General features: G+C 44.6%; 15 protein-coding genes. 6 read left to right on the top strand and 9 right to left on the bottom strand.

Features of this window, described 5'->3' with window-relative positions:
- Nucleotides 1-17: 17 nt before the first annotated feature.
- Nucleotides 18-1,334, bottom strand: a complete 1,317-nt coding sequence (gene gabT / locus MHB41_RS02155) for a 4-aminobutyrate--2-oxoglutarate transaminase (RefSeq protein WP_211043864.1) — start codon at nt 1,332-1,334, stop codon at nt 18-20.
- Nucleotides 1,335-1,443: 109 nt separating this feature from the next.
- Between gabT and MHB41_RS02150 the strand changes: the two genes are divergently transcribed.
- Nucleotides 1,444-2,868, top strand: coding sequence for a PLP-dependent aminotransferase family protein (locus MHB41_RS02150; RefSeq protein ID WP_041116672.1), 1,425 nt, complete (start codon nt 1,444-1,446; stop codon nt 2,866-2,868).
- Nucleotides 2,869-2,899: 31 nt separating this feature from the next.
- Here the strand turns inward: MHB41_RS02150 and MHB41_RS02145 are convergent, their stop codons facing one another.
- Nucleotides 2,900-3,211, bottom strand: a complete 312-nt coding sequence (locus MHB41_RS02145) for a metalloregulator ArsR/SmtB family transcription factor (RefSeq protein WP_034283858.1) — start codon at nt 3,209-3,211, stop codon at nt 2,900-2,902.
- 124 nt (nt 3,212-3,335) lie between these two features.
- Between MHB41_RS02145 and MHB41_RS02140 the strand changes: the two genes are divergently transcribed.
- The 5 genes from MHB41_RS02140 (at nt 3,336) to MHB41_RS02120 (ending at nt 8,729) form a co-directional block, all read left to right on the top strand.
- Complete coding sequence (locus MHB41_RS02140; protein WP_101677053.1) at nt 3,336-3,710, top strand: hypothetical protein; 375 nt, start codon at nt 3,336-3,338, stop codon at nt 3,708-3,710.
- A gap of 139 nt (nt 3,711-3,849) precedes the next feature.
- On the top strand, nt 3,850-4,716 hold the full coding sequence (locus MHB41_RS02135; RefSeq protein WP_251027254.1) for a TetR/AcrR family transcriptional regulator: 867 nt from the start codon (nt 3,850-3,852) through the stop codon (nt 4,714-4,716).
- 16 nt (nt 4,717-4,732) lie between these two features.
- Nucleotides 4,733-6,169 (top strand): MDR family MFS transporter, encoded by a 1,437-nt coding sequence (locus MHB41_RS02130; protein WP_046313897.1) that lies wholly within the window; start codon nt 4,733-4,735, stop codon nt 6,167-6,169.
- A 174-nt stretch (nt 6,170-6,343) separates the two neighbouring features.
- Complete coding sequence (locus MHB41_RS02125; RefSeq protein ID WP_034283784.1) at nt 6,344-7,720, top strand: aspartate kinase; 1,377 nt, start codon at nt 6,344-6,346, stop codon at nt 7,718-7,720.
- A 163-nt stretch (nt 7,721-7,883) separates the two neighbouring features.
- The gene (locus MHB41_RS02120; RefSeq protein WP_340899350.1) at nt 7,884-8,729 is read left to right on the top strand and encodes a GAF domain-containing protein; all 846 of its coding nucleotides are present in this window, start codon (nt 7,884-7,886) and stop codon (nt 8,727-8,729) included.
- 257 nt (nt 8,730-8,986) lie between these two features.
- Here the strand turns inward: MHB41_RS02120 and MHB41_RS02115 are convergent, their stop codons facing one another.
- From MHB41_RS02115 to MHB41_RS02085, 7 genes are read right to left on the bottom strand one after another with little or no spacing between them, the layout of a single operon-like run.
- A complete protein-coding gene (locus tag MHB41_RS02115; protein ID WP_340899352.1) occupies nt 8,987-10,321 on the bottom strand; it encodes an MmgE/PrpD family protein in 1,335 nt (444 codons plus the stop codon).
- Nucleotides 10,312-11,469 carry an amidohydrolase gene (locus tag MHB41_RS02110; protein ID WP_340899354.1) on the bottom strand — a complete coding sequence of 386 codons (1,158 nt, stop codon included), beginning with the start codon at nt 11,467-11,469 and terminating at the stop codon, nt 10,312-10,314. Before MHB41_RS02110 ends, MHB41_RS02115 begins: the two co-directional genes overlap by 10 nt.
- Before the next feature lie 34 nt (nt 11,470-11,503).
- Nucleotides 11,504-12,250, bottom strand: a complete 747-nt coding sequence (locus MHB41_RS02105; RefSeq protein ID WP_025093644.1) for an amino acid ABC transporter ATP-binding protein — start codon at nt 12,248-12,250, stop codon at nt 11,504-11,506.
- 12 nt (nt 12,251-12,262) lie between these two features.
- Entirely contained in the window at nt 12,263-12,937 is a 675-nt protein-coding gene (locus MHB41_RS02100; protein ID WP_024427305.1) for an amino acid ABC transporter permease, read from the bottom strand.
- Nucleotides 12,938-12,961: 24 nt separating this feature from the next.
- Nucleotides 12,962-13,753 carry an amino acid ABC transporter substrate-binding protein gene (locus MHB41_RS02095; RefSeq protein WP_034283775.1) on the bottom strand — a complete coding sequence of 264 codons (792 nt, stop codon included), beginning with the start codon at nt 13,751-13,753 and terminating at the stop codon, nt 12,962-12,964.
- A 21-nt stretch (nt 13,754-13,774) separates the two neighbouring features.
- A complete protein-coding gene (locus MHB41_RS02090; RefSeq protein ID WP_024427303.1) occupies nt 13,775-14,278 on the bottom strand; it encodes a GNAT family N-acetyltransferase in 504 nt (167 codons plus the stop codon).
- 17 nt (nt 14,279-14,295) lie between these two features.
- Nucleotides 14,296-15,621 carry an LLM class flavin-dependent oxidoreductase gene (locus tag MHB41_RS02085; protein WP_340899357.1) on the bottom strand — a complete coding sequence of 442 codons (1,326 nt, stop codon included), beginning with the start codon at nt 15,619-15,621 and terminating at the stop codon, nt 14,296-14,298.
- Nucleotides 15,622-15,739 lie beyond the last annotated feature (118 nt).

The following is a 15,739-nucleotide window of genomic DNA, read 5'->3' as shown; positions in this document are numbered from 1 at the left end:
CCATCCCCCTTTGTTGTTTAGCGTGCTTTGAAGGCGTCCTCGATGATCCCTAGTCCTTCGTGAAGCAGCTCATCTGTGATGACAAGTGGTGTTAAGAAGCGAATGATATTCCCATTAATCCCTGCCGTTAAAAGAAGCAGCCCGTGCTCATTTGCATATGCTGCAATCGCTGCGGCTCTTTTCTTATCTGGTGTACGCGTTGTTTGATCTTCCACAATTTCAATTGCCGCCATTGCCCCTAACCGGCGGACTTCTCCAATGAATGGATACGCTGTTCTCCATTCATTGGCTTTGTCCTCAATGACTTGTCCAATGTGTTCAGATCGTTGATTCAGTTGTTCTGTTTCAATGATATCAAGGACAGCCAGTGCAGCCACACAGCCTAACGGACTTCCTGCATATGTTCCCCCGAGCTCTCCTGGATCTGCCGCATCAAGCAGTTCTTTTCTGCCAACGACACCGCTCAGCGGTAAGCCAGCTGCAAGAGATTTTGACACAGTAATTAAGTCCGGTACCACATCAAAGTGCTCAATCGCAAAGTATTTCCCTGTTCTTGCAAAACCGGTTTGGATTTCATCTGCAACAAAGACAATCCCGTGCTGCTGACAGAAGGAAGCGACATGCTGAACGAAGCGCTTCGATGGCACAATGAATCCGCCCTCCCCTTGGACTGGTTCCATGACCACACAAGCAACGGTTTCTGGTGCAACGGTCGCGACGAAAAATTGATTGAATTGATCAATGATGTACTCGTCATAAGCAGCATCGCTTAATCCTTCAGGTTTTTGATAGTAATAAGGGTACGGTGCTTGGTACACCTCAGATGCGAATGGCCCGAAGCCAAATTTATACGGCTTGACCTTGCTCGTCATGCTCATTGTCATATTCGTTCTGCCGTGAAAACCTCTTGTGAACGACACAACGGCCTGTCTTTTCGTATATTTACGTGCAATTTTCACCGCATTTTCAACAGCTTCTGCACCTGAATTAAGAAAAATGGCTTTCTTATCATGATCCCCTGGTGTGAGATGGCACAGCTTCTCTGCCAATTCGATATACGATTCGTACATCATCACGTTGAATCCTGGGTGAATCAGGCTCTCTGCCTGTGCTTTGACCGCTTCCACGACCTTTGGATGTGAATGTCCTACGTTTAATGTGCCAATGGCGCCTGCAAAATCGATAAATCGGTTCCCATCAATATCGAACAGCTCGGCTCCTTTCCCCTTCGCTGCAAGATGACGGTTGCCATTACTTACGCCTCTTGCGACGTATTGATCTCTTTTCCCCTGCCATTCTTCAGTTGAAAAACGGTTTGTTGTCGTTTGACTCATGGTCATCCATCCCCTTTATATCCTTTTTTATTATTCTGAATATTTTTTGGTATGATAGAAAGTACCAATATCATTTTTTTCATGGTATCAGAGAGGATGGAATGATGAGATGCTGACAATTCAACTAGATCAAACAGGGCAAAACGGATATATTTATCATCAAATTTATACGAAAATTAAAGGGGAAATCTTAAACCGCAACCTTCAGCCGCATGATCAATTACCGTCCAAACGAGAGTTAGCCGATACATTAAACGTCAGCGTTAATTCAGTGAATGGCGCCTATCAGCAGCTGCTTGCCGAGGGATATTTATATTCGGTTGAACGCAAAGGGTTTTTCGTGGAATCACTAGAAACGTTTCATAAATCTGGTCAGCTAAAACCCTCTTCTCTTCCTGTAGATTTAAAGGAAGAACCGATTGCACGAGACGACTGGTATTCCTTTTCACATATCTCCGTCGATACAGCGAACTTTCCATTTAAAAGCTGGCTGAAAAGTGAACAAAAGGCGATCCATCTCCACCAAGATGCCTTCGGTGAGCTTCCGCATCCACAAGGTGTGTATGAGCTGAGGGAAACGATTGCCCGGCTGATCGGACTTGCGCGAGGAGTCAAATGCTATCCAGAACAGCTCATTTTAAGTGCAGGCACACAGTCACTGATCCATTCGTTATCAAGCATTCTTCCGGCCGATCAAGTATACGGGCTAGAAAACCCTGGCTACCGCCGGCTCTATCAAATGCTGAAAAACAATCATCACCAAATTGAAACGATTGGCATTGACCAAAAAGGTGTGCGGATGAGCGACATTCTAAAAAAACAGCCGAATGTGTTGATCATTACCCCTTCACATCAATTTCCAACAGGGGTGATTATGCCGATTTCCCGGCGCATTCAGCTGTTAAACTGGGCAGCCGATCAGCCAGATCGTTATATCATTGAGGATGATTATGACAGTGAATTTAAATATGGCACAGACAGCATTCCGGCGCTGCAAAGTCTTGACCGATATGACAAAGTCATTTATATGGGCACCTTTTCAAAATCATTGCTGCCCGGCTTGCGGCTAAGCTATATGGTGCTGCCTCAGCATTTATTGAGACGCTATAAGGAGGAACAGCATTTTTTCATTCAAACAGCTAATCTTTTTACACAATACACCCTTCTTCATTTTATAAAAGATGGGGCGTATCAACGGCATATTAAACGAATGAATGGTTTATATGAGGAAAAACGGAAGCAGCTCATTGAAGAGCTCAATACGGTTTTTGCTGACAATGTGCGGATTATTGGAGAAAATGCCGGGCTTCATTTTATTGCAGAGTTTCGCTCAAATCGAACGCAGCATGAGATTTTACAGCGAGCGAAAGAAAGAAAGCTGAAAATGTACGGAATGGATCGCTTTACCCTTGATGAGCAATTGCCGGGGCATCAGCCAGGCTTTGTTCCGCTCGTCCTCGGCTTCTCACATATGAAGCAAGAGGATATTCAGCCGGCAGTGAAACGGCTGTATGACGCCATTTTCGGGAAATAAAACAGCCAGCTGCCCTTCACAGACAGCTGGCTTACCACCGCTTTTTATCTATAGCTAGAATCGATGACATGAGTCCAGGAAAAGCGGTCTCGATGTCTTCTTTTCTTAAAGAATAGTAACGGTGCTTCCCGTCAATTCTCACTTTCACGACGCCTGCCTCCCTCAGCACTTTGAAGTGATGGGAAAGCGTGGATTTGGCAATATTCATCTCATACGTGCCGCATGTCCTCTCCCCCGCCTCTGCTAAGCAGCGGACAATTTCTAACCGGATTGGATCAGCCAATGCGTGCAGCACAGAAATCAGTCTCATATCTTCTTTGTTTGGATGGTTTGGATTCGTCATACAATAAATGTATCGTATTTTGTGCCAACATACAATCTCATTCACCTGAAGCACTAGTCAAGTAACGATATGGCTTCACAAACGTCCATTATTCATGAGACTGTCTGAAGGGAAGGAACCCATTTTGAAACATAATATATGGATTAGTTTATTGATGATGATTCTCGCGATCTTCCTCTGCGCCTGCCAGTCCGTCCAATATTCTCAGTCAAAACCACCTAGTGCGGAAGAGTTATTAGCTATGGATCAGCAGGCAGATTTATTTCAATGGGAAGGAACGGTCTATGAAACAAATGTAGATTGGACGACATCCTTACACGTCACAAAACATCAGCAAGTAGGTGTCATTCAGAAAACAGCCGTCAAAAATTTTGAACATGGTACAGCTTCTAGGCTGCAAAAAGGGACCGCTATTTACTCTGTGAAAGAGAGAGAAGACATTTTGGTCATCGAACTTCACGGCAAAACAAAAATATATACCGCACATGCGGAAGGATAAAATACCTGTCATGCAGACGGGTATTTTTTTAAGTTCATTTTCTTGTCTTAGGGCATTGGTTTTGTTATCATAGCAAAAGTGACCACTCGGTTTCCATTGTGACCCTATGGTTTTGCCGATTCGGAAAGGACTTATGAAGATGAACGAAAAGCAAGAAGAGATTTTGCGGGTTTCAAAGAAATTATTTTCTCAAAAAGGCTATATGAGTGTCTCCATGCAGTCAATTGCCGATGCCTGTAAAATATCAAAAGCGTCTATTTATAAACTGTTTGATTCAAAGGAAGCTCTTCTACTAGAACTGATTAAATACAATCAGCGCAAAATGAGAGAGATTTCCCGCATCATTCATTCAGAAACGACGCTGTCCAAAAAGGAAAAATTCACAAAGAAGATCAAGCTTGAGCTTGAAGAGTTTAAAGAGAATCATAAATTTTTGAACATGCTGTCCTTTGAAGCTTTTTCTCAGCATTCGCCTATTGTCATTAAACACTTACGCGAGACACGCTCCATTATCATGCAGCGGCACAGAGACATTATTTTGAGCACATATGGTGAATCCGTCGCTCCTTATGTCTGGGATCTCGTGATTGTTCTCAATGGATTAATGAGAGAATTCATCTTAATGCTGGCGATTGAGCACAAGAACATCAAATTAGAAAATGCTGCCGAGATGATTATCGGTGTGATGGACCGTGTATCGAAAAAGCCTTGCTCAATTGAGCCTGTGTTAACAGATCAGCTGATGGAATCTTATTTGTTTTCCTCACAGGACGGATATGATGAAGAAAAACTTGTCATCTCGTACTTAACGAAGATCAAACAAGAGCTTCACGCACTGTCAAACGGAGAAGAAAAGGACGATCTCCTCTCTGCGTATGAGCTGCTCAATCAAGAATTATCAAAGGATGAACCGAGGACCTTTTTAGTCAGCTCACTGCTCGATTATTTAGGCAAAAACAGCGTTTTATCACAAAACGTGTCACAGCTGAAAAGCATCATTTTATAGATAAAGAAGGGATAACATGAACCAATCAACTACATCGTATAATCGATCTGTGATTGTTGGGATTTTCCTCGTTGGGGCATTCGTTGCGATTTTAAACCAAACGCTTCTCATTCCAGCGATCCCGCATATCATGGAAGATTTCAATATTGAGGTCAGCAAAGGACAGTGGCTTACAACAGCCTTTATGCTGACAAACGGGATTCTCATCCCTATTACGGCTTTCCTCATTGAGAAATTTTCAAGCCGTTCTTTAGTTTTAACGGCACTTAGCATCTTTACAGCCGGTACAATTCTTGCTTCATTTGCAACGAATTTCCCGGTGTTACTTGCTGCGCGTATCGTGCAGGCAGCCGGTGCAGGGATTTTAATGCCGCTGATGCAAACGATCTTTTTAACCATTTTCCCGAAAGAAAAACGCGGGCAGGCAATGGGCATGGTCGGACTTGTCATTTCGTTCGCACCTGCACTTGGGCCAACACTTGGCGGCTGGATTGTTGACTCCTTCAGCTGGAAGTTCTTGTTCTATATTGTTCTGCCAATCGGTATCATTGATCTCATTCTTGCTTTCTTTTTAATGAAAAATGTGACGCAGCAAAGAGAGACACGTATTGATGTCTTATCTGTCATCTTGTCATCGTTCGGTTTCGGCGGGCTGCTTTACGGATTTTCTAGTGTCGGCACATATGGATGGACGAGTGCGACTGTTCTCATTTCGCTGATTGTCGGCGCTGTGAGCTTGTTCTTCTTTATCCTGCGCCAGTCGAACTTAACAAGACCGATGCTTGAGTTTGGTGTATTTAAATTTGCGATCTTTAGCTTAACAACCTTCCTTGGGATGCTTGTCTTTGCTTTATTGATTGGTACAGAGACGATTCTGCCGCTTTATACGCAGAATGTCAGAGGGCTGTCTGCACTTGATACAGGGCTTATCTTACTGCCAGGTGCTCTCTTCATGGGACTCCTGTCACCGATTATTGGACGGATTTTTGATAAAGTCGGCGGAAAAGGGCTGGCATTAGGCGGTTTTACGATACTCACCGTTACCACCCTGCCGTTTATGCTGCTCACCCTTGATTCATCAATCGCCCTCATTACGGTCGCCTACACGCTTCGCTTAATTGGGGTTGGGATGATCATGATGCCGCTGACAACCGCAGGTATTAACTCTTTACCGCCTCATTTGATCCCTCATGGGACAGCGATGAATAACACGATGAGACAAATAGGCGGTTCCATTGGAACGGCTGTGCTTGTTTCCATCATGAGCACCTCTGCTGCAAATGCAGAATTGGCCAATCCATTAAAATCGGCCGTTCATGGAATGAATACGTCATTCTTCATTTCTGGTCTGATTGCGGTCATTGGACTCGTCCTCTCTTTTTTCTTAAAGGAAAAAAAACGTGAGAATAAAGTGATGAAGCAGGAGCTATCTTCCTCCTCGTCTTCTTCATAAGAAAAAGAGCTCGGCATATGGCCGGCTCTTTTTTCATATACTCATACAATATCGTCCTCTCTGAAAACACATTTGTATTTCTAGTAAAGAAAAACCTTGATAATTTAAGGAAAAGAGTTGATAATAGGAACTATTCAATTTGTGAGAAAATTTTTACTATAGGAGATGTATGCATTGAAGGTCGTTAAATTTGGTGGCAGTTCACTTGCATCTGGCAAGCAGCTGCAAAAGGTATTTGACATTGTAACAGCAGATCCAGCTCGAAAAGCAGTCGTTGTTTCCGCACCAGGAAAACGGCATTCAACGGATACGAAGGTCACCGATCTATTAATTAGCTGCGGTGAACAATATTTACGTTTAGGCGAAGCACATGATTTAAAGGAAGCAGTCATCGAGAGGTATGCCTCAATAGCGGATGAACTCGGATTAGGTCAAGACATTATCGATACCATCAGGCAAGATCTAGACACATTATTACAGGCTGATTCATCCCGCCCTGAGTGCTATCTTGATGCCATTAAAGCAAGCGGTGAAGACAATAACGCTAAGCTCATTGCCGCCTATTTCCGCCACCAGGGTGTTGAAGCTCATTATGTGAATCCAAAGGAAGCTGGTTTGTTTGTGAGCGATGAGCCTGGCCAAGCGCAAGTTCTGCCGGAGTCTTATGATCATTTGTACAAATTAAGAGAGCGCTCTGGCATTATTATATTCCCTGGCTTTTTTGGCTTTAGTCTCGCGGGAGACATCGTCACCTTTTCGCGAAGCGGCTCCGATATTACCGGCTCCATTTTGGCGAATGGCCTGAAGGCAGATGTATATGAAAACTTTACAGATGTCGATGCTGTCTATGCCGTCAATCCAACAATCGTTCATGAACCGAAAGAGATTACAGAGCTGACATACCGGGAAATGCGCGAGCTGTCCTATGCTGGTTTTTCTGTGTTCCATGATGAAGCACTTATTCCTGCCTTCCGTGCAGGTATTCCAGTTCAGATTAAAAACACCAATAACCCGTCGGCAAAAGGGACAAAAATCGTAAATCAGCGGGACCATACAAATGGACCTGTTGTTGGAATTGCCTCAGACAATGGATTTTGCAGCATTTACATTAGTAAATATTTGATGAACAGAGAAGTCGGTTTTGGACGTAAGGTGCTGCAAACATTAGAGGAATACGGGCTTACGTATGAGCACGTACCTTCTGGCATTGATGATATGACCATTATTTTACGGCAGGATCAGCTGGAGGAGCAGCATATTGAAGAGGAGCTGCTAGACCGCTTGAAGCTCGTGCTTGATGCAGATGAGGTCGTTTTAGAGCGAAATCTCTCGCTGATTATGGTTGTAGGAGAAGCGATGCGTCATAATGTTGGCACAACAGCAAGAGCGGCAAAGGCGCTGTCAAAAGCGAAGGTCAATATTGAAATGATCAATCAAGGCTCTTCAGAGGTCAGCATGATGTTTGGCGTCAAAGCGGCGCAAGAAAAAGAAGCTGTCCAAGCCTTGTATGAGGAATTTTTCTCCATGTCTACTGTCCCTGTCTCTCTTTAATCAGCAGACTGCCAGATCTTTGGATCGGCAGTCTTTTTCATCTCGACGATCAGAGTGTTTTTGCGCATTAAAGTGTATCTATTTCTTATTTGATTTTGTATGATAGAGACAAATCAACTACACGTTCCGGCCTATGTTCGGAGCTACAAGGAGTCCTAAAACAATGCCTCGTCAACAACTATTAAAACAGTTTCGCAATTTTCATGATGCTTCTACTAGTATTTTAAACATGATGAGTCAATTCATTGATGTGAATACACTGTTTATTGCTAAAAATGATCAAAACACCAATCAGATTGTAAAGGTGCTAAATCATGACGAGCAGCTTCTTGAAGAAGGAGAAGAACTTCCTTACGAAAAAACATTTTGCAAACTGGCGGTCGATCATCAGGATACACTTGTGATCCCTGACATTTCGAGGGATGACCGTTCTAAATACTTAGGGGTCACGAAACACCTTCAAAGCGGCTCGTTTATTGGGGTTCCCATTGATTTTACAGATGGGACGAACTACGGGACGATTTGCGGACTTGATTTGAGACCGAAGCAGTTCACAGAAGAGCATGTGTATATGTTTGAAACGATGGCTTCTTTATTAAGCTACGTTCTCGAACTAGACCGTGCTAACCGGCAGATTAAGCAATTGTCTGTACCGATCGTACCTGTTGTTGATGGTGTCGCCGTGCTTCCTCTGCTTGGTGATATCGAAGAGACACGTGCTCAGCATATTTTGGAAACCATTTTACAGGAAAGCTACAGGCTGTCGCTCTCTCATTTGGTCATTGATGTATCGGGAACAAAAAGCCTGAATGAACAAAGCATTCAATATTTGGTCAGCTATGCACAAACACTGAGACTTTTAGGAATTTCGGCAGTTTTAACGGGCATTAAGCAAGACCTTGCTTTAAGTGCGATTCAATCCAATATATCGTTTAAAGACATCACCATCCGGAAAGACTTACCACAGGCACTTGCTCATATTGGATTGACGTTTACCAAGAATGAATAAGTTGTGATTTTGTGACTCCATAAAGAAAGGCTCATCTCAATGGATGAGCCTCAGATTATTGACAAAGAGCTAAAATGATCTCTATTTTAGCTCTGTCTTCTTTTCAGCATGATAGAAAACCTTTGCAGTCTAGGAAGGACGAGTACCGGAGCGGAGCGAATGAAACATTCGTGAGCACCGGCACGCAGGACTGACAACGAAAGCGAGGGTTTGTCTACACGCTGAGGCTCATCCCGATGGATGAGCCTCATTCGTGATCATACCAAAAGCTGCAAAAAGGAAGAATCGTTCCCCTCTTCTACTGCCTGCCGTATAAGCTGGGCATGAGAATCGTCTGTCACACTGTTTAATTTTTTCATGATATCATCTGTCGATAGCGCGTGTCCGGGTGCTCCCTGCGGAACATCAACACGTTTGCTGATGGTGGTGCCGTCAGATAAGGTGAGCTTCACAATCGTAAAGCGGTCTTTTGGAACAGCATCGGAATGAGGTACAATCGTTTGATCATATCCTCTGCTTACCCGCTTCATCCATGTCCGCATGTCTGATGGAATGGTTTTTTTCGTAAAGGCATCCAGCGTAAGCGTCTGTCCAAACACTGCCAGTGCGATGACGTATTCGACACTGAAACGTCCTTCTTCTCCAGTCAAAGGTGTCTGCTCAATAAGCGCTGCATCTCCGCCTGGCGGGAATATGACATCGACCTGTTTCACCTGCTCCGGCAAGAAAGCCCGCTCTTTCGTTAAAGATTGGATCGCCTCTGCTGCATGGTGGGCTGCTGAGCAGAATGGATATACTTTGAACCACAGCCCCGGTGAAACGATACGCCATGTAAAACCATAGCCCTCTAGTAAACGGCTTTCCGCAAGTTCCAGATCTCCATAGAGTGAAAAGAAACCAAGTGCGCCATCAAGAACCGAGTCATTCCCGCCAAAACCTGAACAAGCTAAGTCCATAGACCAAACGGCTGTTTTAGCAGCTAAGCCGGCTTGTAATGGTTTCATATCAGAGCCAAATTGCTTCCGCATTCCGGCTGATTGCGCTCCGGCAAAGCCGATTGCTTTCATCAGTTCTTCTCGTGTGACCTGCTTCAAATAACCAATCGCACATACTGCCGCAATGGCTCCGAGTGTTCCTGTATTATGCCAGCCCCGCTCATAATGCGCCTTGCCGATGGATTCGCCAAGTCTTGCCATCACTTCAACACCAGTGATATAGGCAGCTAAAAACCGCTCGCCATACCCTTTGCCGTCTGTCAGCTGTGATAGCAGCGCCGGAATGATGACCGCACTTGGATGTCCTCTCACATCTGAGTGCACATCATCATAATCAAGGGCATGGATGAGGTAGCCGTTCAGCATCGCTGCGGATTGGCGGCTCACCTTCTTTCCTTGTCCAATGACAGGAATCTGAGCGGTTCCGCCTTCCTGTTCAAGAAGCTGCATCAGCTTCTGAATCCCTTCATCCTCTTTCGCAGCAAGCGCTGATGCCGCAGCGTCTAACAGTGCATTTCTCGCCATTTGAATGGCCCGTTCATCTTGAAGCGGATCAGCAGAAAGCACTGCTTCTGCCAGTTGTTTTGTTAATTCCATGATCGAGACTCCAATGCCCGAACGGCAAGCTCAGCAAAGAAGGCAGCGGAAACTGGAAGTGCGTCTTCATTTAATGTAAACGCAGGGTGATGCCACTCCCTCGTTCCACTAGTCCCCATCCATACAAAAAATCCTGGAATGCGTTCTTGATAAAGAGCAAAATCTTCTCCGCCCGGTGACTGCTCTGCCTGTACAACATGTAAGTCAAGCGAGCCAGCCGTTTCTTCAACCACCTTTGTCAGACGCTCATCATTCATGACAGAAGGCAAATAAGGATGCCATCTCACTTCAGCCTCTGCTCCAAATCCTTCTGCAATTCCGCTGACGATTTGTTTCATAAGCTCTGGAATCATCGCTCTTACTTCAGGCTCAAATGTCCGAACGGTTCCTTCCATCTCAACACGGTCGGGTATGACATTCCATGATGTACCGCCTTGGATGCGTGTGATACTGACAACCGCATGATGCAAGGAGCTGATGCGGCGGCTGACGATTTGCTGAAGGGCGCTTGTGATCTGCCCGCTGATGGCAATGGGGTCTACCGTGTGATTTGGAATACCGGCGTGGCCACCCGTTCCTTTAATATCGATTTCAAACCGGTCCACACTCGCCATCAATGCTTTTTCTCTAATGCCAATCGTGCCAACTGGCAGGTCAGGCTTGTTGTGCATACCGAAAATCGCATCGACTCCATTTAAAACGCCTGCCTCTATGACGTGTTTCGCCCCTTGAGCAACTTCCTCAGCCGGCTGGAACAAAATACGGACCGTTCCTTTGATCTCGTGTTTCCGCTCTTTTAATAAAAGAGCCGCGCCAAAAATAGAAGCTGTATGGAAATCATGACCGCATGCATGCATTTTACCCGGTACCTTTGAAGAAAATGATTCGCCAGATGCCTCTTCAATCGGAAGTGCATCAATATCGGCTCTCAAAGCAATTGTCGGCCCCTCTTGTTCTCCTTTGATTTCACAGACAACGCCTGTTTGAAGGGCTGGGATATCAAGTACAGTGATCCCTTCCTCTTCTAACCAGTGGCGCAGTTTCTTTGTCGTTTCATATTCTTCAAACGCCAGCTCTGGATGCTCATGAAGCGATCGGCGAATGTTGATCAAACGTTTGTTTAAAGCTTCATTTCCTATTGATTTCACTAGACACTCACCCCTCTAAAGAATAAAAAGCAGCTTACGCTTCTTCAGCCGCTGCTTCTTTTTGGATAAATCGTTTCGTTCGTTCATTCTTTGTTTCATCAAATAGCTCAGTTGGCGTGCCCTGCTCAATAATATGACCATCCGCCATGAAAATCACATGGTCTGCCACTTCTCTTGCAAACGCCATTTCATGTGTGACGATAATCATTGTTGTTTCTTGAATCGCAATGGATTTAATGACTTGAAGCACACCTGAGACAAGCTCTGGATCAAGCGCTGACGTTGGTTCATCCAGCAAAATCGCATGTGGATCAACCGCTAACGCGCGGGCAATCCCAATCCGCTGCTGCTGTCCGCCAGATAATGTGACTGGATAGCTGTCAGCCTTTTGCTCTAACCCTACCTGCTTCAGCAGTTTCATACCGATTTCATTCGCCTGCTGCTTCGTCATTTTTTTCGTCACAAGCAACGATTCTGTAATGTTTTGCAGTGCTGTCTTGTTTTTAAATAAATTATAGTTTTGAAACACCATGGCCGTTTGTTGACGCAGGTGATGGGCTTCTTTACGTGAATATTTGGACGCATCGAGCCTTGCATCACCAATTTCAATCGTGCCTTCATCTGGTGTTTCTAATAAATTTAAACAGCGGAGCAAGGTGGATTTACCGGAGCCAGAAGGTCCGATAATGGCCACAACCTGCCCTTTTTTCACGTCGAGATTGATTCCGTCTAAGACGACAAGGTCGCCGAATGATTTCTTCAAATTGGTGAGCTTGATCATGTCCACACCTCCTTAATTCCGGTAAGGTTTGCTGATTTTTCGTTCAAACAGGTCCTGCAGGAAGCTATAAATGATCGTCATCACCCAATACACGATCCCTACGGCTAAATAGGTTTCAAAGTATTTATAGTTCGCCGATGCAATCATCTTCCCTTGTGCAAACATTTCTGCCACACCAATCGTAAAGGCAAGAGATGTTTCTTTTAAAAGACCAATAAAGGTATTCCCCGTCGCTGGAATTGCATTTCTAATGGCCTGCGGGAAAATAATTCTAACGTAAGACTGCCATCTTGTCATACCGACAGATAAGCATGCCTCCAGCTGCCCTTCATCCACTGAGTTCAGAGCTGCTCTGAAAATTTCTGCTAAGTATGCCGAGTTTTTAATACTTAATCCGATAATGACCGCTGTTAAAGCATCCATTGAGGTCATCGCAGGGAATAGCTGCGGGAGACCAAAATAAATGAGAAAGAGCTGAACCAAGGTTGGAACCGCTCTGAAGAAAGAAATATACAGCTTGGCAAATTGGTATAAAACAGGTATCCGGTTTTTCGTAATGAGAGCGAATACCACACCAATAATAATGGCAAATACCATGGAGACAATCGCCATGAAGATCGTTATCGGCAAGTATTGAAGCAATGTCGGAAACACCGTCACCATATACTGCCAATCAATTTTGTTCATGTCTGCTCTTCACCGCCGCTGTCTTTATTTTTTAATTGGCACTGTGACATCGTCTTTGAAGTATTTCTCAGACAATTTCTTAAGTGTCCCGTCTTCTCTTAATTCTTTGATGGCTTTGTTAAATTCTTCTCTTAGTTTGTCATGCTTTTTATCTTTCGCAAATGGGTAGCCTACTTCTTCATATACAATTGGGTTGCCTACGATTTTCAGCGGCAGACCTGTTTTTTCAATTTGAGCAAGTAATACACTTCGTCCGTTGACATAAGCATCTACGCGGCCATTTGCCACTTCATTTAATACGCCGTCTTGCGTTTCATATGTTTTAATCTTAATTTTCTTGTCCGGGTCTTTGCTCTCTAAGTTTTTAGCATGGTTAGAGCCAAGAACCGCCGCCACTGTTTTTCCTTTTAAATCGTCAAGACCTTTGATGTCGTTGTTGTCTTTTTTCACGATGATTTGTGTTCCTGCGTAAGCGTACGTATCTGTAAAGTTAAATGTTTGTTTACGCTCGTCTGTGATGGCAACTTGGTTTGACACTGTATCGAGCTTACCAGACGTCAGCTGTCCCATCAGTCCGCTGAATTCACTCAGCTGCCAGTCTAGTTTGTAGCCAAGCTTTTTCGCAATGGCTTCTGTTACTTCAACATCGAATCCGACAAGCTTGCCATTGTCTTTATAAGCAAACGGATAGCTTTGTCCTGTAGCGCCTACTTTTAACACTTTTTCGTCTTTGCCTTCACTCTGATTGCCGCCGCAAGCTGCTAAAACTGCCAGCATTGCTGCAAATAGAACGACTAGCCACTTTTTGTTTTTCATGTTTGTAAACCCTTCTTCCTCTTATGGTTGTGTGATATCTGATCTTAATTGTTTTTTGAAATAAACCGTGATATGACCTTTGCCTAAATCTTTTTCTCCTGCTCTGACATAGCCTTTACGCTCATACATCTCTATCAGCCATGGATGCTTATCAGCTGTACCGAGCGACACGTACGGCACCTTCAGTGTATCCCTTAGCACTTCGGTTTCCACCCATTCCAGCAAGGCTGAGCCTGTGCCTTTTTTGGCGGCTGGTTCTGAGGCAAACCACCAGATATGAGGGACGCCGAACGGTCCTGGCTGCTCTCCCCAAGGCATACGGAGTGATAAGGTGGATAGAAGCTCTCCGTTTTCTTCCATCACATAGCAAAGATTCTTTTGTACATTTTTCTGAACGAGAGCGAAATCGGCATGTGCTGCTTGGAACTGGATGCCTAGCTCACGAATTGGCTCGTATGCTCTTGTTGTCAGTTCAAGCAGCGCCTCTATATCTGCCTCTGTTGCCAGACGAAACGTGTATCCCAACGTTAGTCACCTCACCCTTATGTCGTGTAGCGATTTTTTGGCTCTGTTAATCCAAGATTTTCTCGTAAGGTTTGTCCTGTGTAATCGGTTTTGAATAAGCCTCGCTCCTGAAGGATTGGGACGACGCGGTCTACGAACACATCCAGCCCTTCTGGCAAGAGCGGCGGCATGACATTAAAGCCGTCTGCTGCTTCTTCACGAAGCCATGTTTCCATCACATCTGCCAGCTGCTGCGGCGTTCCAATGAAAATATTATGACCGCGTGAGCCGGCAACCGATTGATAAATCTGGCGAATGGTCAGGTTATCCTTTCTCGCCATATTCATCACGAGATCAAAACGGCTTTTCACCGCATTTGACGTGCTCGGATCAATCTCTGGAAGCGGTCCGTCTAAAGGATACTGAGACAGATCAATCCCGCCTAAGTAATTTTGCAGAATGCTCAGTCCAATCTCAGGAACAATCAGCTCCTGTAATTCTTCATATTTCGCTTGGGCTTCTTCCTCTGTATCAGCAATGATTGGAAAGATACCCGGCATGATGCTGACGTCCTCTCTAGCACGGCCAGCAGCCTCTACTTTCCCCTTCAAGCTTTGATAAAATTCCTTCGCTTTATCGAGATCGTTTTGTGCAGTGAAAATGAGCTCTGCTGTTTTTGCTGCAAGCTTTTGGCCATCTTCAGAAGATCCTGCTTGAATGATCACGGGCTGCCCTTGCGGCGTGCGTGATACGTTGAGAGGACCTCTTACTGAGAAGAACTCACCTTTGTGCTGGAGCTCATGAAGCTTACTAGATTCGAAGAATTCTCCCGTTTCCTTGTTTCTGACAAGGGCGTCTTCCTCCCAAGAATCCCAGAGACCTTTGACGACCTCGACGAACTCTTCTGCCCGCTCATATCGTTTATGGTGTGCTAAATGCTCTTCTCCGCTAAAATTTTTCGCTGTTTCTTCAATAGAAGATGTGACCACATTCCATGCCGCTCTTCCGCCTGATAAATGATCAAGGGAGGCAAACTGCCTTGCAATATGGAAAGGCTCACTGTATGTAGTGGAAGCTGTTGCTGCTAAACCAATGGTTGAAGTAGACTCAGCAATAGATGAAAGCAGCGTGAGCGGTTCAAATCTTGTTAATACGTTCGGATGAGAGGTTTGATTAATGGATAAACTGTCGGCTAAAAAGAGCAAATCCAGCTTTCCTTCCTCTGCCTTTTTCGCTAATTGTTTAAAATAATCTAGGTTCATGGCTGCATCTGGTACTGCATTCGGATGTCTCCAAGAGGCAACGTGATGTCCAGTTCCTGCGATGAATACGCCTAGCTTGAGCTTCCTTTTCGGCTGTGACACTTGTTCTTCATCCTTTCTATATCCTACATGTATCAAACTGAAGTCTTAGAAGATACATTTTTCTGATTGAATTAATCGGTTTTATTAATAAAAAAAGGGCAAATGTTGCGAAAAATGA

Origin of the sequence: Bacillus sp. FSL H7-0578 (genome assembly GCF_038630855.1) — a bacterium.
GTDB lineage: Bacteria > Bacillota > Bacilli > Bacillales > Bacillaceae > Bacillus > Bacillus safensis.
Note: the sequence above shows the minus strand (reverse complement) of the source record. Positions and strands in the feature narration are given on the sequence as shown.